Below are 22,005 nucleotides of genomic sequence, written 5' to 3'. Positions count from 1 at the left end.
TAGGCTTTTATTGTTTTGATGAAGAAGTATATCCTCAAAAGCTTAAAGATATTGGGAGTGCTGATAGCATTGCTATTGGCATTCATTATCATTTTTCCAATGGTGTACCCTGAGTACGTAACTGAGAAAGTTAAGAAGCTTGCCAATGATAATCTGAACGGAGAAATTAACTTTTCTAAAGCTAAGTTATCTTTCTTTACCCATTTCCCATCGCTTACGCTTAACCTTGATAACTTCTTGATGAAGGGCTCTAAACCCTATGAGAATGATACGCTTGTGGCAGTAAAGCAAATTTCTTTGGGGATAGATGTAAAGGATTTGTTGTTCTCTAAGAAGATAGACATAGAGGAAATATACCTTAAAAATGCTTTTGTGCATATAAAAGTAAACAAACAAGGCGAGGCTAATTACAACGTTTACAAATCGTCGGGAGAAGAAAGCTCCTCGGAGAGTGATGATACACGGGTGAATTTACAGCGTATTGAGCTGAGAAATACCCGACTGATATACGATGATAAATCGACAGAGATTTACCTTCAAGCCAACGGTTTTAATTACTTAGGAAAAGGAGGCTTAGAGGCTTCTATCTTCGATTTGCGTACCAAAGCAGAAATACAATCATTGGATTTTCTTTTTGCAGGGGAAACCTACTTTAAGAACAAGCACGTAAACGCAGAGCTAATTACCCAGATTAATACAAATTCACTAGCTTTTATCTTTCAGCAAAACAACTTAAAGATAAACCGATTGCCTGTGGATTTTAAAGGAAAGTTAGATTTTTTGAGCAATGGATATGATATTGACTTAGAAATACAATCTAAGGATAGCAATCTTGACGACTTCTTTACCGCTTTGCCTCCCCAATTTACACAATGGCACAAGAAAGCCACTCTTAAAGGAAAGACCGATATATTCTTTTCGATGAAAGGGCAATATATAGCCTCACAGAATTTGAGTCCCGATATTTATCTAAAAATGAAGGTAAGAGATGGTTATGTAGGCTATGAGGGAGTACCAGCTCCGGCTGAGAATGTGTACTTGAACATAGAAACGAGATTGCCTTCGCTAAACGTAGATAAAGTGGCAGTAAAGCTCGATTCGGTTTACTTTGATATAGGTAAGGAGTATTTCTCGGGCATTGTAAGTCTTGATGGAATAAAACCTCCTGTAATTGATGCTAAGGTGAGAGCAAACATCAATGTGGAGAATGTGATGCACTTGATGGATATGAAGGACTTCCAACTGAAAGGAATGCTCTTGGCAAACGTGAAGAGTAAGGGTACTTATGCTCCTGAACAACGATTGTTCCCTATCACGAAAGGGCTTTTGGAGTTCTCCGATGGTTATGTAAAGACCCCTTACTACCCCAATCCGGTTACTGATATTCACTTCAAAGGGAATATTGAGAACACTGATGGCTCGATGAAAACTTTGGCAGTAAATGTGTCTCCTGCGACGTTCTTGTTTGAAGGAAAGCCTTTTACGGTGAATTTATCGATGGAGAATTTCGACGATATCCGATATGATATACAAGCCAAAGGAGAGTTAGACATAGCTAAAATTTATAAAGTATTCTCACAAAAAGGCTTGGAATTAGAAGGTTATGCCAAAGCCGACCTTACCTTACAAGGCACTCAGAGCGATGCCACTAACGGGCGTTATCATCTTTTGCACAATAAGGGAGTGATAGAACTGCGTAATATCAAAACCACTACAGAATACTTGCCTAAACCGTTTATCATTCAGCAAGGGGTCTTTCACTTCAATCAAGACAATATGCACTTTACTGACTTCCGTGCTACCTATGGGAAATCGGACTTTTTGATGAACGGACGGATGAGCAACGCTATTAACTTCTTCCTATCAAACAACCAAGTGCTGAAAGGAAACTTTACGGTAAGCTCTAACTATCTTGATGTAGATGAGTTTATGTATACTTCTGCCCCTGCTAAAGAGACAAAAGAAGCGAAGGAAGCAACGGTTACCAATGATACTCCAACTGAAAAGGGGGTGGTGATTGTACCTAAGCTCTTTAATTTTAACTTGAATGCCAATCTTAAAAATGTAGCTTTACAAGGACTTACTATTCACAATTTGAGAGGTAATACTCAGCTTAATAGAGGAACCTTAGCTTTGCAAAACGTGAGTTTTAATATTATAGAAGTTTCTACACAAATAAATGCTAAATACGCAGATGAAACACCTAAACGCGCTAATTTTAGTTTTAAGATTAAAGCTAAAGACTTTGACGTGCAAAGAGCCTACAAAGAAGTGAAGATGTTCAGAGAAATGGTGGCAATGGCAAAAGATGCCAAAGGTATTATTTCATTGGATTACGCCGTAGAAGGGAAGCTGAATGATGAGATGTTACCTATTTATCCTTCAATAAAAGGAGGAGGAGTGCTATCGGTGAAGAACGTGCAACTAAAAGGGTTTAAGCTTTTTAATGTTATCAGTGATAGAACAGGTACAGACGGACTGAGAGATGCTAATCTTTCGACTATTGACATCAAGAGTAGTATAAAGAACAATCTTATCACAGTAGAGCGGTTTAAGTTTAAGGTTTCAGGGTTTAGACTACGTATAGAAGGGCAGAGTAGCTTTGACGGTAGGTTGAACTTTAAGATGCGTTTGGGCTTACCACCCTTGGGGATTATTGGGATTCCTATAAAAGTAACGGGAACACAAGAAAACCCTAAAATAGGTTTAGGCAAAAAGTCCAAAGATTTAGAAGAAACGGAATACGACCCTAATAACACAGAAGCTATCAATGAAGAAGAACAAAATGGTGAGACTATACAAAAAGAGAATTAACACTCCCATAGGTGAGATGCTTGCCATAGCTACTGATGAGGCAATTTGTATGCTTGACTTTGTTGATAGTAAAAACTGGCTTAAAGACCAAGAAATACTCGTAAAGCATTATGGGGCAACACAAGTAGATGAGGATAGTTTGTTGTTATCGGAGTTGGAGAAACAATTGAGAGAGTACTTTGCCAAAGAGCGTAAAGAGTTTAGTCTGCCACTAGCTTTGGTGGGGACTTCTTTTCAAGAGGAAGTATGGAAAGTGTTACAAACTATTCCGTATGGGGAAGTGCGGTCGTATAAAGAACAGGCTACGGCTGTGGGGAATCCCAAAGGCGTGAGAGCTGTTGCTAATGCCAATGGGAAAAACCGTATTTCAATCGTTATTCCTTGTCATCGTGTTATAGGTTCAGACGGGACACTTACAGGCTATGCTAGTGGAATTGAGAGGAAGCAATTTCTGTTGGATTTAGAAAGGAGTAACGTTTAATTATTTTATCGTTATGGAATTTAGAACAATTGTACCTATACACGAGGCTACTAAAAGGATTACTTATCACTCGCAGATACTGAGTATAGGTTCTTGCTTTGCTGTGAATATGGCACAAAAGTTTAGTTATTATAAAATTCCTGTTACGGTAAACCCTTTTGGGATACTCTTTCACCCCTTAGCTATTGAAAATGTGCTTAGCAGAGCAATAGAACACACTCCTTATGAGGCTGAAGATTTCTTTTTGCACAATGAACTTTGGCACAGTTTCGACTTTCATTCGGATATGAGTAAACCGAGTTTAGAGGAAGCTGTTCATCTTGCCAATATACAACAAACAGCACTTTATAACACACTACAAAAAGTCGATTTCTGTTTTATCACTCTTGGTACAGCTTGGGTATACATCTATAACAGTACTGATAAGATAGTGGCGAATTGTCATAAAGTACCTCAACAACACTTCTCAAAACGACTATTATCAGTAGAAGAGATAGGGGAGAGCCTTACCCATATTATAACACTGTTGAAGAAGGTGAATAAAGACTTGCAATGTGTTTTCACTATTTCGCCTGTACGACACTTGAAAGATGGTTTTTTAGAAAACCAAGTGAGCAAAGCACATTTGTTGGTAGCACTTTATTCGGTACTTTCATCGGGGATGTGCACTTATTTTCCAGCCTATGAGTTGCTTTTAGATGAACTTCGCGATTACCGCTTTTACGCTAATGATATGGTACACCCATCGGAAATGGCTATAGACTATATTTGGGAACGCTTAGTAGAAACCTATATAGATAAGGCTACTCAGACAGATATGAAACAAGTAGATGCCATACAGAAAGGGTTGCAACATCGTCCGTTTAACCCTAAAACAGAGAATTATCAGCAGTTTCAAATACAATTACGACAGAAAATAGAGGTTTTTAAGAAGAAATACCCCCATATTGAGATATAAAAAAGCTATCTAATAAGAACTATTAGATAGCTTTTTGTTTATTGTTATGTAAGCCTATTACAATACTTGAATTTCATCGATGAAGAGGAAGCCAGGTTTACCAGCTGCTCCTTGATGGAAAGAAGGAATTTTGTTTACTCCATTTATCTTCACTTTTAGATAGGTTACTTCTTTTTCAGGGAAAGAAAGAGAGTAAGTTTTTATTTCTTTGAGAGGTTCCTTAGGAAGCGCATAGTTTTCTTTAGCGAGTAAATCATAACTTTTACCGTCCTTAGACCCCGATACTTCAAAGCTAGTAGGAGGGTAAATCCAATCACCTGTTTCAATAAGAGCATTGAAGCGCACTTCTTTTACAGGAGTATTTTCTTTTAGGGTAATCACCACTTCACAAGGTGCTTCACTAAAACCTAACCATTCTCCAGAGCGTGAATTAGTACCCCCTTTTCTACCATCAACTAAGGTAATAGCGCCCCCAAAAGTATAGTTGTAACTAGGTTTACTGAGAAACTCAATAGGGCGTACGGTTGCTTTGTTGAAAAGGAACTGTTGTTCGAAGCTACTTTCGGTTTCTTGACCGAATACTTTAGCTTTTAGATGGGTATCTTGGGTGAGTTTTAAAGGTTCTTTATACACGTTAGAACTTTTAGTAGGTTCACTCCCATCGGTAGTGTAATAGATAGGTGTATCTTGTAAACAAGAGAGGGTTACTTGTATATCACCTACCTCAGGTTTTACTTCGGCACGAAGGTCGAATATGTGTTTAGCATAGTTATAACCTTCTAACTGGTAGATAGGAAGCAAGCGCATTAAGCGTTGTAAAAACTGATTGTAGTCTTTAGGTTTTGCAGGGTCTTCCCATTGTACTTCGGCTAAGGCTGCAAAACGAGGCAATACCATATATTGTACGTGTTTGAAAGTCTTGATATACTCTGTCCAAACATTGGCTTGTACTCCTAAGATGTGTTTTTGTTGCTCTTTATTAAGTGCATCGGGGTAAGGATTGAAAGAGTAAACACGTTCTACTGGTACATAACCACCAATAGCAAGAGGTTCTTTATCGGTTTTATCTGTTTGATAATAATCGAAGTAGCAATAAGAAACAGGGGTCATAATAGCATCGTGATTAGACTTAGCTGCTTCTATAGCGCCCCCGATACCTCTCCAAGACATTACAGTAGCATTAGGAGCTAAACCTCCTTCAAGGATTTCGTCCCAACCAATGATTTTGCGACCTTTTTTAGCTAATACATCTTCAGCGAATGTAATTATATGACTTTGTAAGTATTCTTCGGCTGTGTGTTTAGCATCACCTTTAATACCTAACTCTTTTATCTTAGCTTGGCATTTAGAGCATTTCTTCCAGCTATCTTTAGGACATTCGTCACCTCCTATATGGATATACTCTGAAGGGAATACTTCAGTTACTTCTTCTAATATATTTTTAATGAAATCATAAGTTTCGGGGTTGCCAGCACAAAGTACATCTTCGGCTATGCCCCAAGTTTCTCTTACTTTATAAGGGCCTCCTGTACAGCCTAATTGTGGATAAGTAGCCAAAGCAGCAACCATATGTCCTGGGAGGTCTATCTCAGGAATAACGGTAATGTTGCGGTCGGCGGCATATTTTACAATGTCTTTCATTTCTTGCTGAGTATAGAAGCCTCCGTGAGGTTTACCATCGAAGGTGTCCCACTGTTTGTTTACCATAGTTTGGCTGCGAGTGCTTCCTACCACAGTAAGTTCGGGGTATTTTTTAGATTCAAAACGCCAACCTTGATCATCGGTGAGATGCCAGTGGAATTTATTGATATTGTGGAGTGCTAACATATCGATATAAATGCGCACAGAGTCGGCAGTAAAAAAGTGACGGGCACTATCTAAATGTGCACCACGATATGCGAAATAGGGTTTATCGGTTATTTCTTTGGCAGGGAAGATGACTTTGCCTACTTTTTGTACCGGAATGGATTTTCTCAAGAGTTGTACTCCATAGAAAGTACCCGCTTTAGAAGCTCCATTTACAGTAATATTCTTTGCATTCACCACTACTTGGTAAGCCTCTTTGTTGTTGTTTTGGTAATTTTGCAACAAGGCAATAGTGTTGGTCTCATTGTTTTGGTTAGGAGCGATATTCACTTCAATTCCTGCTTGTTTTTTGATATACTCTTGCAAGAATCCAGCGTACTGCTGTAGAGAAGCATCACCTTCTGGATAGGTGATTTTGGTATCAGCCGTAAGTACGAAAGGTTTATCGGCATCAGCTTGGGGAGTGGTAATCATTTCGGGTAGTGGAATTACCTCATAATTAGCAGTACTCTCTCCTTGATTGTTTGTAGTTGATTTACACGAAATAATCGTTATCAATAACAAAAGTGCGGAAGTTAATTTTATCTTCATTACATTTAAAATTTGAATTAATGGGACAAAGGTATAAAATTTTTTTTGAATATTTTTTGGTTAGGTGATATTTTTTTTGCACCTTTGCAAATATTTTTAGAAAGTGATTTAAAACTGCTCAGAAAGCTAAGGGGTAAAAGCTCAAAAGTTTAATATCATAATGCCCAAAATGCCAATAATACCAAGTTAATAACGGTGCGAGCCACACGGGTAGATAGTGCGAGCCGCACAGGCAGATAATGCGAGCCGCACAAGCAGATATAGGAAAGACAAACAAAAGACGAACAAAAGACGAACAAAAGACGAAGGAAAGACGAAGGAAAGACGAAGGAAAGACGAACAAAAGACGGTGCGAACCGCACGAGCAGATAAAGGAAAGACGAAGGAAGAGTCAATTTAAGAGGGACTCATAGCGGAACATAATAGAAAATATACTATTGTAAGAATACTAATAGACTTTTATATACATCAAAAAACCAATGAAAAAATTTGATAAAGAAGTGTACCTAAAATGGTACGAGGATATGCTTTTTTGGAGGAAATTTGAAGATAAACTCGCTGCAGTTTATATTCAACAAAAAGTAAGGGGGTTCTTGCACCTATACAACGGTCAAGAAGCGGTAGCTGCAGGTTGTTTGCACGCTATTGACCCTACCAAAGACAAAATGATTACTTCTTACCGTTGCCACGTACACCCCATAGGTTTGGGCGTAGACCCTAAACGTATTATGGCTGAATTGTACGGTAAAGGTACAGGTACTTCTCACGGTTTAGGAGGCTCTATGCACATCTTTTCGAAAGAACATCACTTCTATGGTGGTCACGGTATCGTAGGAGGACAGATTGCATTGGGTGCTGGTTTGGCTTTTGCCGATAAGTACTTCAATAGAGAGGCGGTTACACTTACCTTTATGGGTGATGGTGCGGTGCGCCAAGGAGCTTTTCACGAAACAATGAATATGGCTATGTTGTGGAAATTGCCTGTGGTTTTTATTGTAGAAAACAATCACTACGCAATGGGTACATCGGTGGAAAGAACTGCTAACCACGTGGATATTTGGAAACTTGGGTTGGGTTACCAAATGCCTTGCCAACCGGTAGATGGTATGCACCCTGAAACAGTAGCCGAAGCGGTGTATGAAGCAGTAGAACGCGCTCGCCGTGGAGAAGGACCAACTTTGCTTGACATTCGTACTTATCGTTATCGTGGACACTCAATGTCGGATGCGCAACACTACCGTACTAAAGAAGAGGTGGAAGAGTACAAGAAACAAGACCCAATCACCAATGTACTTGCGGTTATCAAAGAGAAGAAATATGCTACCGATGCTGAGTTAGAAGCTATCGACGAACGTGTGAAAGAACGTGTGGCTGAGTGTGAGAAATTTGCAGAAGAATCACCTTATCCAGAAACACATATTATGTATGATGTGGTTTACGACCAAGAAAATTACCCTTTCTTGCCCAGTAGATTATAATAAAAAAGGAAACACTAATTAAATATAACAACATAAATGGCAGAAATTATTACTATGCCACGCTTGAGCGACACTATGGAAGAGGGTGTTGTAGCAAAGTGGCTTAAAAAAGTAGGCGATAAAGTAAATGAAGGCGATATCTTAGCAGAAATCGAGACGGATAAAGCTACGATGGAATTTGAATCATTCCATACAGGAACCTTATTGTATATAGGTTTAAAAGAAGGAGAAAGTGCTAAAGTAGATACCTTATTGGCTATCATAGGTAAAGAGGGTGAAGATATTTCGGCACTTATAGCTGGAGGAGCTCAAGCATCGGCTCCTAAAGCTGAAGAAGCAAAACCTGTTGCTGAGGTAACTACGGCTCCTGTTGCTGGTGCTACTATACCAGCAGGAGTAGAAGTGGTAACAATGCCTCGACTCAGTGATACAATGACGGAAGGTACTGTGGCTTCTTGGCTCAAAAAGGTAGGTGATACTGTAAAAGAAGGTGATATCTTAGCTGAAATTGAAACCGATAAGGCTACAATGGAGTTTGAATCATTTTATTCAGGTACTTTATTGTATATAGGTTTAAAAGAAGGAGAAAGTGCAGCAGTAGATTCATTATTGGCGATTATAGGCCCTGCGGGTACTGATGTAAACGCAGTTTTGGCAGCCGTGAAAGCTGGCGGAGCTTCAACTTCGGCTCCTGCAACTCCTAAGGCTGAAAGCAAACCGGCTGAAACAGCCACATCAGCCACTACTTCGGTAGCTAATGCAAACGACCGCGTATTTGCTTCTCCTTTGGCTAAGAAAATAGCACAAGATAAAGGTATTAACCTTACTGAGGTGAAAGGAACAGGTGAAAACGGACGTATTGTGAAGAAAGACGTAGAAAACTTTACACCAAGTGCTAAGGTTGCTACGGCTACTACGGCTACACCTGCAACCGCTAGCGCAGCTATCCCAACTGTAATTCCTGTGGGAGTGGAAGTAACTGAAGAGGTGAAAAACTCACAAATGCGCAAAACGATTGCGAAACGTTTGGCAGAATCTAAATTTACTGCACCTCACTACTATTTGGCAATAGAAATTGATATGGATAACGCGATGGAATCTCGCGCTCAAATCAACAATTTGCCAGACACCAAAATATCTTTCAACGATATGGTAGTGAAAGCCTGTGCAATGGCACTTAAAAAACACCCTCAAGTAAATACTTCTTGGAAAGGCGATACAACCCTTTACAACAAGCACGTGAATGTAGGGGTGGCTGTGGCTATTGAAGATGGCTTGGTAGTACCTGTTATCAGGTTTACGGATACTTTAACGCTTACTCAAATAGGCGCCTTGGTAAAAGACTTGGCTGGTAAGGCACGCAACAAGAAACTTACTCCTGCCGAAATGGAAGGAAGCACTTTCACCGTGTCTAACTTGGGTATGTTTGGGGTAGATGTATTTACTTCTATCATCAATCAGCCTAACTCTGCTATTCTTTCAGTAGGAGCTATTGTTGAGAAACCTGTAGTGAAAAACGGACAAATAGTAGTAGGTCACACTATGCAAGTAACTCTTGCTTGCGACCACCGTACTATCGACGGGGCTACTGGAGCTCAATTCTTACAAACACTCAAAGCTTATATTGAGAATCCTGTAACAATGCTCGCATAACGAGTGTTGGGGACAGCATATTACAAAAGGGTTACCTATGTGGGTAGCCCTTTTTTGTTATGAGAATAGATGAAAAAGGTAACACTGCAATAGATTGATAATTAATATGATAAAAAGAAGAACGTAAAATAATAATCGATTTCTTTACGAAAGATTTTGAAAGTATAGAAATCTTATTTATCTTTGCTATAAGAAAACAAAAAAAATAATTGCAATGAGTGTATTAGTTAATAAGAATTCAAAAGTAATAGTACAAGGTTTCACAGGAAGCGAAGGTACTTTTCACGCTGAACAAATGATTGCATATGGCACTAATGTGGTAGGAGGAATTACCCCTAATAAAGGAGGTCAAACACATTTAGGGAAGCCAGTGTTTAACACGGTAGCTGATGCTGTGAAGGCAACAGGAGCTGATGTATCTATTATTTTTGTACCACCCGCTTTTGCAGCTGATGCTATTATGGAAGCTGCTGATGCAGGAATAAAAGTAATTATTACTATTACAGAAGGGATTCCGGTAGCTGATATGGTGAAAGTAGCAGCCTACATAAAGAATAGAGATTGCCGCTTGGTAGGTCCTAACTGTCCAGGAGTGATTACGCCTGAAGAAGCAAAAGTAGGTATTATGCCAGGCTTTATCTTTAAGAAAGGACACGTGGGGATAGTTTCAAAATCAGGGACACTTACCTATGAGGCAGCTGACCAAATTGTAAGACAAGGATTAGGGATTACCACAGCTATTGGTATTGGAGGAGACCCTATTATTGGTACTACTACTAAGGAGGCTGTAGAATTATTGATGAATGACCCAGAAACTCATTGTATTGTGATGATAGGTGAAATAGGTGGACAGTTAGAGCCAGAAGCAGCCCGATGGATAAAAGCCAATGGCAATAAAAAACCAGTAGTTAGTTTTATAGCAGGAGAAACAGCTCCTAAAGGAAGAACAATGGGACACGCCGGGGCTATAGTAGGAGGTGCTGATGATACTGCTGAAGCTAAAAAACGTATTTTACGCGAATGTGGTGTTCACGTAGTAGATTCGCCTGCTAAAATAGGGGAGAAGGTAGCTGAAATAATGAAAAAATAGCATTTGTTAATAATTTATGAAAAAACTAATACTTATTGTTTTGTTTAGCACTATTATTTCATTTTTTAATTCATTATTTGCACAAAAGAAGCTTCAAGATGTAGATGTATTTAAAAGAAATCCTTCTGAAGTAATCTCGTTTGACGATGCACGTACTGAAGCTGAGAAAATATTACAATACCTAATACAAGAACAAATTATACCAGGAGCCTCTGTAACTGTAGCCAAACAAGGAAAAATAATATGGCAAAGAGGTTATGGATATGCTGATATTACTAAAAAGACAACTATTGACCCTAAGAATACGCTATTTAGGGTAGCGAGTATGTCGAAAGCTATTACAGGAATGGTACTGGCTAGACTGCAAGAGCAAAAGAAGTTTGACTGGAATACTTCAATTTATGAATATATACCTGATTACCCGCAAAAGCCTTTTGATTTTACCGTGAAACAACTTGCCGGACACTTAGCAGGCATACGTACTTATAGAGCTAATGAATATACTTTAAATAAAGCTTACAGTATTGAACAGGGAGTGAATTTATTTAAAGATGACATATTACAGTCGGCGCCAGGAACAAAGTTTTTGTATAGTAGCTACGGTATAAATTTGATTTCATTGGCTATAGAAAAGTGTTTGAATGAGAAGTTTGAGAATGTGGCTAAAGAGGAAGTGTTTAAGCCTTTGAATATGTGGCGCACTTTCCCTGATAGAGGAAAAATAATTAAAGATGAGGCTACACCTTATTCAAGGTCTAAAAAAGGAGGACTCACCAAAGCTCCCGATGTGAATAACTACTTTAAGCTGGCAGGAGGAGGCTTTCTTTCTACTTCTAACGATATTGCTAAAATGGGAATTGCTATAGAGCGCCATAATTTTCTTTCTCAGCCTATAGAAAACGAGATGCTAAAAAAGCAATGTACTTTTGATGATACTGAGGTGAGTTATGGTATAGGTTGGCAAAACCAACGAGACTGGAATGGACGTGATTATTTTGGACACACAGGAATGGGAGTGGGAGGTTACGGTTGGCTATCAGTATACCCAAATGAGCAAGTGGTAATTGTATTGCTGTTTAATGTAACTGACCCGCAAATTAATATCTACTTACAACGCTTAACCGACTTTATTATTGAAGGAGCCGAACGTATCCCTAATAAGTATTAAAAAATCCTTTTGTAATATCTTTGGTATCACAAAAGGATTTTTTGGAAATGAAAATTAATTAACAAAATTCATTATAGGCTTGTTGGAGATTTTCGGCGATAGCTTCAGCCATTCTACCTTCGATGTGATGGCGTTCCAACATATGCACTAATTCACCATCTTTAAATAAAGCTATACTAGGAGAGGAGGGAGGAAAAGGAAGCATAAAGTTACGAGCTTCTTCAGTAGCCTCTCTATCGACCCCAGCGAAAACAGTAGTAAGATGGTCGGGTTTCTTAGCGTTTTGCAAGCTGTAGATTACTGCAGGTCGCGCATTACGGGCAGCACAACCACATACAGAGTTTACTACCACTAGGGTAGTACCTGCTCTTTTCAATGCTTCTTTTACAGCCTCAGCTGTTTTTAATTCTTCAAAACCAACCGCTGTTAGTTCTTCTATCATTGGTTTTACCAATTCAGGTGGATACATAATACTTCGTTTTTAAAATTGGGGACAAAGGTACTAAAAAAAATTATATTACGAATTATTTTGCCAAATGGATTTAATGTAGTACTTTTGAGCCATTAACTAATATTATTTTAAATGGCAAAAATTACGACTGCTCAAGAAGCCTTAAAGGTTGTAAAGAGTGGTGACTTTGTTTATATTCACGGAGGCGCTGCTGTACCTGAAATACTTGTAGATGCTCTTGTAGAGCGTGCATCAGAACTACGCAATGTAAGTATAGGGCACATTCACATTGAGGGAGACGCTCCTTATGCTGACCCTAAATACAAGGATAGTTTTTATGTAAATTCTTTTTTTCTGTCGAGGAATGTGCGAGATATTATGAAAAATGGGAATGGTTCCTATACCCCTATTTTTTTAAGTGATATGCCTTTATTATTTGATAGGAAGCACGTTAAAGTAGATGTAGTGCTTATACAAGTATCGCCTCCTGATAAGTTTGGTTTTTGTTCTATGGGTGTGAGTGTAGAGGCTTGTAAATCGGCGATACGCAATGCAAAATATGTGATTGCAAAAGTAAACAAGCAAATGCCTCGTACTTACGGTGACGCCCTTCTACATATTGATGAAATAGACTTCTTAGTGGAACACGATGCTCCTATCTTCTCATTGCATCTTACAGAACCTGATACTATTGAAAAACAAATAGCCCGACATATTGTGCCTCTTATTGAGGACGGTAGTACATTGCAATTGGGTATTGGTAACATTCCTAATGCTACTTTGGGAGAGATGGGACACCTAAAAAACTTAGGTATTCATACAGAACTGCTCACAGAAGGAGTGCTTGATTTGGTGAAAAAGGGCGTGATTAATGGTTATGAAAAGAAGATAGACAAAGGCAAGATTATAGCTTCGTTTGTGATGGGAACACAAGAGTTATATGATTTTATTGACAAAAATCCATCAGTGGAAATAGCTGAAGCTTCGTACACTAATGAGGTGTCGGTGATACGTCAGAACCCGAAAATGATATCTATCAATTCAGCAATAGAGGTGGATCTTACGGGGCAGGTGTGTGCTGATTCTATTGGAACGGCTATTTATTCAGGATTTGGTGGACAGATAGACTTTGTAAGAGGTGCAATGCTTAGCGAAGGAGGTAAATCAATCATTGCATTTCCTTCGACCACAAACAAAGGAGAGAGCAAGATTGTGCCTTTTCTTAAACAAGGGGCAGGTGTGGTAACCACTCGTGCTCACGTGCAGTATATCGTTACTGAATATGGTGTGGCTGAGCTCTTTGGCAAGAATTTATGTGAAAGGGCTAAGGCATTGATTGCGATAGCGCACCCTAACCACCGTGAAAACTTAGAGAGGAGTTTTATGATGAAGTAGGGTGGTACGAGTTGCAATTAGCAAATGAGGTGCGAGCCGCACGGGCTATTAACTTTGGCAAAGTTTGAGATGAAAAAGCGATGTGTTGGGACGGTTAGGAGTATTCGGAAGGAAACGGAGGAGAACGGAAGAGAGCTGAGAGGAATTTTGAAGGAAAAAGAGTATTAGGAGGGTGGGGTTAGCTTATAGAGAGCTTATAGGAAGCTTATACGAATCTTGGACGATTGGTATAGAAAGAGTGTATAAATAGTTGATTCATAATATCATACAACAATGCAAAAAATGGCAAAAACGGGGTTTCGAGACGAAAGAAAGGGAAAAGGCACTCGGCCTTAGACCATAGGCAATAGGGGGGGAGTGTGACGGTAAACACGGAGTAAAGAAGAAAGTAAGAAGGAGGTAATTTTTATGGCACACCTATTGTAATACATAGGGAGCAATGTACATTTTGTAGTATATAAGAAATTGATTTTAAACTGTATAGATATAATGAGAATATTTATATAGACAAGTGACTACTGACAAAATGGCATATAGTAACGATCTAAATATGAATATAGGAAATTTTGACAGCCTTTTGGCTGAACATATAGATGAAGATACAGAGTTCATTCCGCTTCTTACTTTGGAAGATGAAGAAGAGATAGAACGCGAACGCATACCACACGTGTTACCTATTCTTCCCTTGAAAAACACTGTGCTATTTCCAGGAGTAGTAGTGCCTATCAGTGCGGGGAGAGATGCGTCTATTCACCTTATCAACGAGGCATATGCTACTACTAAGACTATTGGTGTTGTAGCTCAATTAGACGAGAAGACCGAAATACCCGAGGGCAAAGACCTCTTCCGTTTTGGTACGGTAGCCCGTATTCTCAGAGTTTTGAAAATGCCTGACGGCAATGTAACTATTATCATTCAGGGTAAAAAGCGCTTCGAAATAGAGAGTATTGTAGAAGAAAAGCCGTACATCAAAGCGATGATAAAAGAGATGCCGGATGTGAAACCCGATGCGAACGATAAGGAGTTTGAAGCGACTATTGAAGCTGTGAAAGACCTCTCTATCAAGATTGTACAAGAAAATCCGAATATCCCTTCGGAAGCGGCTTTTGCTATTAGGAATATAGAGAGCACATCGTTCCTGATTAACTTTATATCGTCCAATATGAATGCTACCGTTTTGGAAAAGCAAGGCGTATTGGAAATTGACGAACTAAAAGAGCGCGCTACGGCTATCTTAAAATATTTGAACATCGACTTGCAACGCCTTACCTTGCGTAACGAAGTACAGTCGAAAACGCGTATTGACATCGACCAGCAACAGCGTGAATACTTCTTGCACCAGCAGATGCGTACTATTCAGGAAGAATTAGGAGGCGTGTCGTACGAGCAAGAGATGGAAGAGCTGAAAAAGAAAGCTAAAACCAAGAAATGGGACGACAAGATAAAAGAGCTCTTTGAAAAGGAACTGAGCAAATTGCAACGTACCAATCCTAATAGTCCAGATTATGGCATTCAGCGTAATTACTTAGAAGTATTATTGGAATTGCCTTGGAATGAGTATTCTAAAGACAACTTTGACCTAAAACGCGCTCAGAAAATTCTCGATAAGGAACACTACGGATTAGAAGAGGTGAAACGCCGTATCATAGAGTATTTGGCGGTGCTTAAACTCCGTAATGATATGAAATCACCTATCTTGTGCTTCTATGGGCCTCCTGGGGTAGGGAAGACCTCCTTAGGACGCTCTATTGCCAAAGCTTTGAGCCGTGAGTACGTGCGTATGTCGTTAGGAGGTTTGCATGATGAGGCAGAGATACGCGGTCACCGCAAAACCTATATCGGGGCAATGCCGGGGCGTATTTTGCAACAGCTTAAAAAAGCTAAGACTTCTAACCCTGTATTTGTATTAGATGAGATAGATAAATTAGGAAACAATAGTTACCAAGGCGATCCTTCTTCGGCTATGCTAGAAGTGCTCGACCCTGAGCAAAATAAAGAGTTTTACGACAACTTCCTCGAGATGGGTTACGACCTTTCTAAGGTGATGTTCATCGCTACTGCGAACGACCTTTCGACCATACAGCCTGCTTTGCTAGACCGTATGGAACTCATCAACGTAACGGGTTATACCATAGAGGAAAAGACCGAGATAGCTAAACGTCACTTATTACCTAAGCAACTCAAAGAACACGGTATGAAAACTACCGACTTGCAATTAGGCAAAAAGGAAATAGAACGTATTGTGGAAGGTTATACTCGCGAATCGGGGGTACGCGCTTTGGAAAAAGAAATAGCAAAAGTAGTGCGCTACGGAGCTAAAAACTTAGCAATGGGAGAAGCCTATGACCCTAAACTTACCGTAGAGACCATAGAAAAAATATTGGGGCCTGCCCGCTTAGAACGCGATAAATACGAAGATAACGAGGTAGCTGGCGTAGTTACTGGATTGGCGTGGACGAGTGTAGGAGGAGATATTCTGTTTATAGAATCTGCCTTATCGAAAGGTAAGGGGGTGCTTAATATCACGGGTAATTTAGGTCAGGTGATGAAAGAATCGGCTACTATTGCTTTGGAATATCTAAAAGCCAATGCTGAGCGCTATAACCTCAATGTGAAACTCTTTGATAGTTACGATGTGCATATACACGTACCTGAAGGGGCAACCCCTAAAGATGGTCCGAGTGCGGGTATTGCGATGCTTACCTCACTAATGTCGCTCTTTACTCAAAAGAGAGTGAAAAAACACTTGGCAATGACCGGAGAGATTACTTTGCGTGGAAAGGTACTACCGGTGGGTGGACTCAAAGAGAAGATTTTGGCAGGGAAACGCGCAGGTATTAAAGAATATATTTTGAGCAAAGACAACGAGAAAGACATCTTGGAAATCAAGCAAGAATACCTTAAAGGACTTACTTTTCATTATGTAACGGATATGGAAGAAGTGATACGTTTGGCAATTACCAACCAAGATGTAAAACACAAAAAAGTTTTAAGCTTTGAGTAATAATTAGTACTTTTGCATTTTCATAAGATAAAGAACAATGAATAAAAATCAAGAAGAAGATATATTAGGAGATAACCATATAGCAACTTCGGCAGTTACACCACTTAGAGCAGATGCTTTTCAGATGAGTGAAACCGAAAAGATAGCAGAAATAGAAACTCACGTACGTGCTATTTTACATACTTTGGGAATGGATTTAACCGATGATAGTTTGAAAGGCACTCCCAGACGTGTAGCTAAGATGTTTGTAAAAGAGATTTTTGGAGGCTTATTACCAGAGCGCAAACCTTCGATGTCTACTTTCGAGAACTCTTACCATTATGGTGAGATGTTGGTAGAGAAGAATATTGTAGTATATTCCACTTGTGAACACCACTTGTTACCTATTGTGGGGCGTGCTCACGTGGGCTATATTTCTAACGGTAAAGTGTTAGGGCTTTCGAAGATGAATCGTATTGTAGAGTACTATGCGAAACGTCCGCAAGTGCAGGAACGCCTTACGAAGCAAATAGTACAAGAGATGCAACGCGCTCTCGGTACCGAAGATGTGGCTTGTATTATAGATGCCAAACACCTATGTGTGAACTCTCGCGGTATACAAGATATTGATAGCAGTACGGTTACTGCTGAGTTTGGTGGTAAATTCAAAGACCCTGAGGTAAGAAAGGAGTTCTTAGAATATATAAAATTAGACACAAGATTCCATTAAACTAATGTAAGTTTGCTGTAAGGAGGTGATGTTGTCCCTCAGAACGCTGTAGCACGGCAGGCAATAGAAAATAATATTTGTTATATTGAGCAGATGTTAATTAAAAGAATAAAATACCCCTAAAAGTTTAGATACTTTTAGGGGTATTTTTTATGAATAAAGATTTTAGGAAAGAGTAAAGGTAAAGAGTAGTAGTTTAAATATTGAATTTTAAAAGTTTATAGATGAAATAGGGGGCTATTTTTTAGCTGTGAAATAGGAAGATATTATACGTAAATTTGATATATTGAGCTAAAAAAAAGGAGTAGATTATTTTAAATCAAAAATAAATTTGTATATTTGCACCTAATTTAATAAAACTAACTAATATTATTTATATGTCAAACGACATCCGCATTCGAAAAGGGTTAGACATACACTTGGAAGGCGAAGCTGATAAAACTACACAACAGCTTCCGCTTGCCTCTTTGTATGGTATTAAACCCAATGATTTTCACGGTGTTATTCCTAAGCTTTTATTGCGTGAGGGTAATGAAGTGAAAGCAGGTGAAGCACTATTCTTTTCAAAGAGTGATGAGCGTGTATTGTTCCCTTCTCCGGTAAGTGGTACCATCAAGGAGATTGTACGAGGTGAGCGTCGTAAAGTGTTGGAAATACACATTGCGCCCAGTCAAGAACAAACCTTCAAAGACTATGGGAAGAAAGACGTAGAAGAGATGCAGGGTGAAGATATTAAGGCACACCTCCTTTCAGCAGGTTGCTGGCCTTTTATCAAACAACGCCCTTATGACGTGATTGCCAATCCCGACGGGAAGCCTAAGGCTATCTTTGTGTCGGCTTGCAAAACCAATCCGCTCGCTCCCGATTACGACTATGTGCTCAAAGGAAAAGAGCAAGCTCTGCAAACCGCTCTTACCGCCTTAGCTAAACTCACCACAGGGAAAGTACACGTGTCCGTTTTCAAAGACAGCTCGTTGTCACCTTTCCGCAACCTTAAGGGCATAGTGGTGCACAATGTGTCAGGACCTCACCCAGCAGGGAACGTCAGTACACAAATAGCCCAAATCAGTCCGATAAACAAAGGTGAAGTGGTATGGGTGGTAACGCCTCAAGATTTGGTGGTGATAGGAGAACTCTTCTTAACAGGTAAAGTGAACCTCACCCGTACAGTAGCTCTTACAGGTTCGCGCATTGAGAAACCTCACTATGTTACAGCCCTTGCTGGAGCTCAAATCACTGGCGTCGTGGGTAGCCAGGTAAAAGACGTGGCTGCAACCCGTATTATTAGCGGTGATGTGCTTACTGGTACTAAGGTGAGTGAAACAGGCTTCTTAGGTTTTTACGACGACCAAATTACAGCAATTCCCGAAGGAAATGATTATGATTTGTTCGGTTGGGCAAAACCAGTAGCCAACAAAATTTCGCTTACACGTTCGCTTACTTTCTCGTGGTTGAACCCTAAGAAAAAGTACGACCTCAATACCAATACCAATGGTGAACAACGCGCTTTTGTGGTAACAGGTATGTACGAAGAGGTTTTCCCGTTGGATATTTATCCGATGCAACTGCTCAAAGCCTGCTTGTATAAGGATTTGGACGAGTTGGAAAACTTAGGAGCTTACGAAGTAGCACCAGAAGATTTTGCACTTACTGAATTTGTATGTGTATCTAAACAACCACATCAGCAAATTATCAGAGATGGACTTGATTTAATGATGGCGGAATTAGGTTGATTCATATAAAAGTAAGTAAACAGTTTTAAATAATTGAAATATGTCTAATTATTACAAACCTTCAGGGAAGTTTTCACCTATATCATTTGTGTATTTCATATTAGTATGTACAGTAGCATTGCCTATATTAGCAACCATCTATGCGTACTTAATATGGTATATCCCAATTATATATCTTAACTTCTTAGTAACATTTGGTTTTGGTTTTGCTATAGCCATTACTGTTGGTTATTTAGTAGTTAGATTGGGTAAAGTACGTAATTATGGCTTAGCTATTTTGTTTGCTCTCATAGCATCACTTGTTGCTTATTATCTGCAATGGGTAGTATGGGCTGATTTGGCTATTAATACAAGTGAAGTGTATGGTAATAAGCAAATAGGTGTAGCTATAAGTAATGTGCAAATTGAACAATTGCTGTACTTATTAGGGCATCCATCAGACCTTTTTGGATTGATAGGACTTATCAATGAAGAAGGGACGTGGACTATAAAAGGGAATACTGTGAGTGGAGTTTTCCTTACTATTATTTGGATAATTGAATTCTTAGTAATTGTGATTATGGGAATAGTTGCCTCTGTAGGTAGAGCTAAAGAGCCTTTTAACGAGCTTGCAGATGAGTGGTTTAAAGAAGAAGAATTACCTGCTTTTTCTTATATAGAAAATGTAAGTGACTTTAAACAACAGGCAGAACAAGGTAATTGGGAACAACTTTCTACAGTTATTCAAAGAGGTGATAAAGGAACTAACCATAGTGTTTTTACTTTGTATACCTCGGCTAATGAGTATTATCTTTCAGTTTCTAACGCTACAGCAAAAAAGAATAAGAAAGATAAGATAGAGTTTGATACCGAAGATTTTATAAAATATCTCAGTATTGATAAAACTGTTTATGACTTATTGAAAAGTAAAATCTAAACATTATGGCACGTCCGCAATCTAAATTAGGGCTTGTAGTATCAGCAGAAAGAAATTACAATGAATTGATTTCTTTGATTGATACTATTCCCGAAGACAAACGAGAAAAGGAGTTTCCTAAGGGAACAATGAATCGAAATCTCCGAGATGTACTCGGGCATTTATATCATTGGCATTTGCTTTTTTTATCTTGGTATGAGGAAGGAATGAAAGGAGGTAAACCCAAAATACCCAAAGAGGGTTATACTATGAAAGACACTCCTAAATTAAATCGAGAGATATGGAAGAGTTGCCAAAAGGTACCGTTTTCTAAAATGTTTTCTCTGTTTAAAGATTCACATAGTAAGGTTTTTCATATTATAGAAAGTCATACTGATGAGGAACTTTTTACAAAGAAAAGATATCCTTGGACAAAGACGACTTCGTTAGGTTCTTATTTAGTTTCGGCAACATCAAGTCATTACGATTGGGCTTTAAAACTAATTCGTAAATCAATAAAAAAGAATAATTACTTATCATCAAGAAAATGAGTTTAAAAAGTAAATTAAATACATTAAAAGAAAAGTATAAAGGAACGAAGATGGAGACGACTTTCAACGCGCTCCACACCTTCCTCTATACGCCTAATGAGGTAACCCACGGAGGTACTCACATTAAGGCTGCTGACGACCTAAAACGAACAATGAATATGGTGGTTTTGGCACTAATTCCTTGTTTGATTTTCGGTATTTTCAATATAGGTTACCAGCACGAAGTGGCTTTCGGTCACTTAACACACCCCGCTGAAGGCTTAGCTTTTTGTAGTGGAGATTTTTGGAATTGGACAAACTTTAGTATTGGTTTTATAAAAGTACTTCCTCTTGTAGTAGTGTCGTACGTAGTAGGGTTGGGCATTGAGTTTATATTTGCTACCATTCGTGGTCACGAAGTAGAGGAAGGATACTTGGTAACCGGTATGTTGGTGCCACTTATCGTTCCAGTAGATATTCCACTTTGGATGCTTGCTGTAGCAGTAGCCTTTGGAGTAATCATTGGTAAAGAGGTATTCGGAGGTACAGGTATGAATATCTTAAACCCTGCGCTTACCATTCGCGCCTTCTTATTCTTTGCTTATCCTACTTCAATGACAGGGGATAAAGTATGGGTAACAGGTGTATTAGATCGTTCTAAAGAAATTGCTTCTGGAGCAAACTTAGATGCGGTTTCAGGCGAAACCATCTTGGGTAACTTGGCACAAGGACACCCTATTCACTACACCGATTCTGACCTTCTTTTCGGGTTTATCCCAGGTTCAGTAGGTGAAACTTCTACTATCATTATCCTCTTAGCAGGTTTATTCCTCATCTATACTAAAATTGCTTCTTGGCGTGTGATGGTTAGTATGTTTATAGGAGCTTGGGTAATGGGCGCTATCTTCAATGCTTTAGCACCAAGTATGGTAGGTACTCAGTTCTACACTATTTGGAGTGTACCAGCTTATCAACACTTGCTCATTGGAGGTTTGGCTTTCGGAGCTGTATTTATGGCTACCGACCCAGTTACAGCAGCACAAACTACGAAAGGAAAGTATATCTACGGGTTCTTAGCAGGTTTCATCGCAATTGCTATCCGTTGCTTCAACCCTGCTTACCCTGAAGGGGTAATGCTTGCTATCCTATTAATGAACGTATTGGCTCCTACTATCGACCACTTCGTAGTACAAGCTAATGTATCTCGTCGTAAAAAACGTTTAAAAACAGTTACTAAAACCGCATAAAT

The 22,005-nt window shown here is 39.1% G+C and carries 17 protein-coding genes; 15 read left to right on the top strand and 2 right to left on the bottom strand.

Translation table 11 applies throughout. The features are described 5' to 3' along the window. Positions 1 to 18 precede the first annotated feature (18 nt). Genes ACSQ7D_RS09020 through ACSQ7D_RS09010 form a run of 3 tightly spaced genes read left to right on the top strand, consistent with a single transcriptional unit; the run spans position 19 to position 4,253 of the window. Positions 19 to 2,814, top strand: a complete 2,796-nt coding sequence (locus ACSQ7D_RS09020) for an AsmA family protein (protein WP_437136014.1) — start codon at positions 19 to 21, stop codon at positions 2,812 to 2,814. Continuing rightward, on the top strand, positions 2,771 to 3,295 hold the full coding sequence (locus ACSQ7D_RS09015; RefSeq protein ID WP_437136013.1) for a methylated-DNA--[protein]-cysteine S-methyltransferase: 525 nt from the start codon (positions 2,771 to 2,773) through the stop codon (positions 3,293 to 3,295). The genes ACSQ7D_RS09020 and ACSQ7D_RS09015 overlap by 44 nt, the downstream gene beginning before the upstream one ends. Positions 3,296 to 3,308: 13 nt before the next feature. Then, positions 3,309 to 4,253: a GSCFA domain-containing protein gene (locus tag ACSQ7D_RS09010; RefSeq protein WP_437136012.1), complete on the top strand. Its 945-nt coding sequence runs from the start codon at positions 3,309 to 3,311 to the stop codon at positions 4,251 to 4,253. Between the two features lie 57 nt (positions 4,254 to 4,310). Here the strand turns inward: ACSQ7D_RS09010 and ACSQ7D_RS09005 are convergent, their stop codons facing one another. Next, a complete protein-coding gene (locus tag ACSQ7D_RS09005) occupies positions 4,311 to 6,650 on the bottom strand; it encodes a beta-N-acetylhexosaminidase (protein ID WP_437136011.1) in 2,340 nt (779 codons plus the stop codon). A 239-nt stretch (positions 6,651 to 6,889) separates the two neighbouring features. Here ACSQ7D_RS09005 and ACSQ7D_RS09000 point away from each other — a divergent pair, with 239 nt between their 5' ends. The 5 genes from ACSQ7D_RS09000 (at position 6,890) to ACSQ7D_RS08980 (ending at position 12,039) form a co-directional block, all read left to right on the top strand. Beyond that, entirely contained in the window at positions 6,890 to 7,063 is a 174-nt protein-coding gene (locus ACSQ7D_RS09000) for a hypothetical protein (RefSeq protein ID WP_437136010.1), read from the top strand. A gap of 66 nt (positions 7,064 to 7,129) precedes the next feature. Beyond that, the gene (gene pdhA, locus ACSQ7D_RS08995; protein ID WP_002672792.1) at positions 7,130 to 8,128 is read left to right on the top strand and encodes a pyruvate dehydrogenase (acetyl-transferring) E1 component subunit alpha; all 999 of its coding nucleotides are present in this window, start codon (positions 7,130 to 7,132) and stop codon (positions 8,126 to 8,128) included. A 36-nt stretch (positions 8,129 to 8,164) separates the two neighbouring features. Continuing rightward, positions 8,165 to 9,781 (top strand): pyruvate dehydrogenase complex dihydrolipoamide acetyltransferase, encoded by a 1,617-nt coding sequence (locus tag ACSQ7D_RS08990; RefSeq protein WP_323976936.1) that lies wholly within the window; start codon positions 8,165 to 8,167, stop codon positions 9,779 to 9,781. A gap of 214 nt (positions 9,782 to 9,995) precedes the next feature. Further along, positions 9,996 to 10,871, top strand: coding sequence for a succinate--CoA ligase subunit alpha (gene sucD, locus ACSQ7D_RS08985; RefSeq protein WP_002672787.1), 876 nt, complete (start codon positions 9,996 to 9,998; stop codon positions 10,869 to 10,871). Between the two features lie 16 nt (positions 10,872 to 10,887). Further along, complete coding sequence (locus tag ACSQ7D_RS08980; protein WP_437136009.1) at positions 10,888 to 12,039, top strand: serine hydrolase domain-containing protein; 1,152 nt, start codon at positions 10,888 to 10,890, stop codon at positions 12,037 to 12,039. 58 nt (positions 12,040 to 12,097) lie between these two features. Here ACSQ7D_RS08980 and ACSQ7D_RS08975 read toward each other — a convergent pair whose 3' ends face one another. Next, a complete protein-coding gene (locus ACSQ7D_RS08975) occupies positions 12,098 to 12,508 on the bottom strand; it encodes a BrxA/BrxB family bacilliredoxin (protein WP_009418093.1) in 411 nt (136 codons plus the stop codon). Positions 12,509 to 12,622: 114 nt separating this feature from the next. Between ACSQ7D_RS08975 and ACSQ7D_RS08970 the strand changes: the two genes are divergently transcribed. The 7 genes from ACSQ7D_RS08970 to ACSQ7D_RS08940 all read left to right on the top strand — a co-directional run bounded on the left by ACSQ7D_RS08970 (position 12,623) and on the right by ACSQ7D_RS08940 (position 22,003). Then, positions 12,623 to 13,885 (top strand): acetyl-CoA hydrolase/transferase family protein, encoded by a 1,263-nt coding sequence (locus ACSQ7D_RS08970; RefSeq protein ID WP_009410211.1) that lies wholly within the window; start codon positions 12,623 to 12,625, stop codon positions 13,883 to 13,885. Between the two features lie 550 nt (positions 13,886 to 14,435). Next, a complete protein-coding gene (gene lon, locus ACSQ7D_RS08965; protein WP_437136008.1) occupies positions 14,436 to 16,889 on the top strand; it encodes an endopeptidase La in 2,454 nt (817 codons plus the stop codon). A 37-nt stretch (positions 16,890 to 16,926) separates the two neighbouring features. Next, positions 16,927 to 17,598, top strand: coding sequence for a GTP cyclohydrolase I FolE (gene folE, locus ACSQ7D_RS08960; RefSeq protein ID WP_437136007.1), 672 nt, complete (start codon positions 16,927 to 16,929; stop codon positions 17,596 to 17,598). Positions 17,599 to 17,975: 377 nt separating this feature from the next. After that, positions 17,976 to 19,331, top strand: coding sequence for a Na(+)-translocating NADH-quinone reductase subunit A (locus ACSQ7D_RS08955; RefSeq protein ID WP_437136006.1), 1,356 nt, complete (start codon positions 17,976 to 17,978; stop codon positions 19,329 to 19,331). Between the two features lie 40 nt (positions 19,332 to 19,371). Beyond that, positions 19,372 to 20,247 (top strand): hypothetical protein, encoded by an 876-nt coding sequence (locus ACSQ7D_RS08950; protein ID WP_437136005.1) that lies wholly within the window; start codon positions 19,372 to 19,374, stop codon positions 20,245 to 20,247. Between the two features lie 5 nt (positions 20,248 to 20,252). Then, positions 20,253 to 20,777, top strand: coding sequence for a ClbS/DfsB family four-helix bundle protein (locus ACSQ7D_RS08945; protein WP_009410217.1), 525 nt, complete (start codon positions 20,253 to 20,255; stop codon positions 20,775 to 20,777). Continuing rightward, positions 20,774 to 22,003 carry an NADH:ubiquinone reductase (Na(+)-transporting) subunit B gene (locus ACSQ7D_RS08940; protein ID WP_009421023.1) on the top strand — a complete coding sequence of 410 codons (1,230 nt, stop codon included), beginning with the start codon at positions 20,774 to 20,776 and terminating at the stop codon, positions 22,001 to 22,003. The genes ACSQ7D_RS08945 and ACSQ7D_RS08940 overlap by 4 nt, the downstream gene beginning before the upstream one ends. Positions 22,004 to 22,005: the final 2 nt, after the last annotated feature.

It is taken from the genome of Capnocytophaga sp. G1920, assembly GCF_051417515.1.
Note: the sequence above shows the minus strand (reverse complement) of the source record. Positions and strands in the feature narration are given on the sequence as shown.

Excerpts from the sequence above, each read along its gene's own strand:
- pdhA (WP_002672792.1), top strand. The coding sequence starts at position 7,130 with ATGAAAAAATTTGATAAAGAAGTGTACCTAAAATGGTACGAGGATATG.
- sucD (WP_002672787.1), top strand. The coding sequence starts at position 9,996 with ATGAGTGTATTAGTTAATAAGAATTCAAAAGTAATAGTACAAGGTTTC.
- ACSQ7D_RS09015 (WP_437136013.1), top strand. The coding sequence starts at position 2,771 with ATGAAGAAGAACAAAATGGTGAGACTATACAAAAAGAGAATTAACACT.
- ACSQ7D_RS08955 (WP_437136006.1), top strand. The coding sequence starts at position 17,976 with ATGTCAAACGACATCCGCATTCGAAAAGGGTTAGACATACACTTGGAA.
- ACSQ7D_RS09020 (WP_437136014.1), top strand. The coding sequence starts at position 19 with ATGAAGAAGTATATCCTCAAAAGCTTAAAGATATTGGGAGTGCTGATA.
- ACSQ7D_RS09010 (WP_437136012.1), top strand. The coding sequence starts at position 3,309 with ATGGAATTTAGAACAATTGTACCTATACACGAGGCTACTAAAAGGATT.
- ACSQ7D_RS08975 (WP_009418093.1), bottom strand. The coding sequence starts at position 12,508 with ATGTATCCACCTGAATTGGTAAAACCAATGATAGAAGAACTAACAGCG.
- lon (WP_437136008.1), top strand. The coding sequence starts at position 14,436 with ATGAATATAGGAAATTTTGACAGCCTTTTGGCTGAACATATAGATGAA.
- ACSQ7D_RS08990 (WP_323976936.1), top strand. The coding sequence starts at position 8,165 with ATGGCAGAAATTATTACTATGCCACGCTTGAGCGACACTATGGAAGAG.
- folE (WP_437136007.1), top strand. The coding sequence starts at position 16,927 with ATGAATAAAAATCAAGAAGAAGATATATTAGGAGATAACCATATAGCA.
- ACSQ7D_RS08945 (WP_009410217.1), top strand. The coding sequence starts at position 20,253 with ATGGCACGTCCGCAATCTAAATTAGGGCTTGTAGTATCAGCAGAAAGA.
- ACSQ7D_RS09000 (WP_437136010.1), top strand. The coding sequence starts at position 6,890 with ATGCGAGCCGCACAAGCAGATATAGGAAAGACAAACAAAAGACGAACA.
- ACSQ7D_RS08970 (WP_009410211.1), top strand. The coding sequence starts at position 12,623 with ATGGCAAAAATTACGACTGCTCAAGAAGCCTTAAAGGTTGTAAAGAGT.
- ACSQ7D_RS08980 (WP_437136009.1), top strand. The coding sequence starts at position 10,888 with ATGAAAAAACTAATACTTATTGTTTTGTTTAGCACTATTATTTCATTT.
- ACSQ7D_RS08940 (WP_009421023.1), top strand. The coding sequence starts at position 20,774 with ATGAGTTTAAAAAGTAAATTAAATACATTAAAAGAAAAGTATAAAGGA.
- ACSQ7D_RS09005 (WP_437136011.1), bottom strand. The coding sequence starts at position 6,650 with ATGAAGATAAAATTAACTTCCGCACTTTTGTTATTGATAACGATTATT.
- ACSQ7D_RS08950 (WP_437136005.1), top strand. The coding sequence starts at position 19,372 with ATGTCTAATTATTACAAACCTTCAGGGAAGTTTTCACCTATATCATTT.